Source organism: Robertmurraya mesotrionivorans, assembly GCF_050971805.1.
Classification (GTDB): domain Bacteria; phylum Bacillota; class Bacilli; order Bacillales; family Cytobacillaceae; genus Robertmurraya_A.
Genome location: NZ_JBPCCH010000050.1, coordinates 1 through 1,354 on the forward strand (window position 1 = coordinate 1; position 1,354 = coordinate 1,354).

At 36.6% G+C, this 1,354-nt stretch carries 1 protein-coding gene; it reads left to right on the plus strand.

Going from position 1 to position 1,354, the window contains the following annotated elements; genetic code table 11:
- Positions 1–454: 454 nt before the first annotated feature.
- Complete coding sequence (locus ACRX5O_RS25150; RefSeq protein WP_433908440.1) at positions 455–997, plus strand: competence protein ComK; 543 nt, start codon at positions 455–457, stop codon at positions 995–997.
- Positions 998–1,354: the final 357 nt, after the last annotated feature.

Genomic DNA, 1,354 nt, shown 5'->3' on the forward strand with positions numbered 1-1,354 from the left:
ATGAGTCCGATTCAGTATCGAAATCATGCCCAGGAAGTTGCTTAATAATTCGTGTCTAACTTTTTGGGTTCAGATCAGTTCCTAGTCCCAATTCTTTCTTAATGCCTTGAGTCCAAAATTATAACCATACTCAGCTATATTATACTTTTAACTCCTCCCTACCCACTTGTGGGTAGGGAGGTGATTATTATCACAAAGCTAGAGCTCTACTAAACAAGAAAAAGCTCTCGTACCTTATTCAATAATGGGACAACGGACCTGTCCCCATGGTTCAGACCTGTCCCCATGGTTCACAAATTTGTCATGGAAGAGATCCTGACAATAGATATTTAATCCTATTTCTTTTTTCATATAATCACATAAGGGGAAGATTCTAAATGTAAAGGAGGTATTGTTAAGAATAGTTAGGGGTACGTTACCGTTTACTATTTGAAAGCTGAAGGAGCTGAGGAGCATGTTGTTAGTAGAAAGTTATATTATTAATCCGAATACTCTTTACATGTATGGTGTTTATGATCGAAATGCAAAGCTATGTACCATTGTTAGAGAACTGGAAAAGACCTTCTTCATAGATGATTCCCCTCTCCATATACTAGAAAATTGCATTAAATGTATCGGCTATGATTTAAAAGGTGCCATGTCTTCAGCTAAATGGATTCTTGGTGGTGAAATCCATATGCCACCTGTTATGATTAACCCGATTCAAAGCATCTGCTTATTCTCTGACAAATCAGCCAAGAATGACGATACAATTTGGTTTAACCCTGCACATATTGTTCGTACCCTAAGCTACAAGAAGAAAACATACATAGAATTCTCAAATGGGGCCACTCTCATTATCCATTGCTCAGTCTCTGCTTTTAACACAAAACTGCAGAATGCCATGCAGCTCAGATACATAACAACCGAAATGGGGAAAAATTCAAGATCAATGTCTATGATACTGGATCCAAATAAAAGAAAGCCTAGGAGTAAACCTAAAAAACGAGTAAAGTAATTTTCAATCAAACGTTTGATTGAATTTACAAAGAGTACCTATTATAAGGTCAGCCTGTTTTTAGGTTGACCTTATCTATAATCACACTCGCTTAAAAGCCCTTCTTTCCGCATATTCTCTACATAACGGGCAAGAATAGATCTTCTTTTTTTAAATTAGGTATTTCGTGTATTGTTTCGTTTTCCTTTTACCAAAGTAACATTTCTTTGAAAAAAACATATTATTGTCTCTCTTTACTCAGGAGTAGTTTTCTTGTTCCCCAAAAGGGACACAGTGCCTGTGAACTATACCCCATAAAATGGACAGTTTAATAAAGAGACTTAAGCTGCCAACAGATGACTTCGGTATTGAGCCGGA

What these genes read in the sequence shown, in the direction of transcription:
- ACRX5O_RS25150 (WP_433908440.1), top strand. Translation starts at nt 455, where the DNA reads ATGTTGTTAGTAGAAAGTTATATTATTAATCCGAATACTCTTTACATG.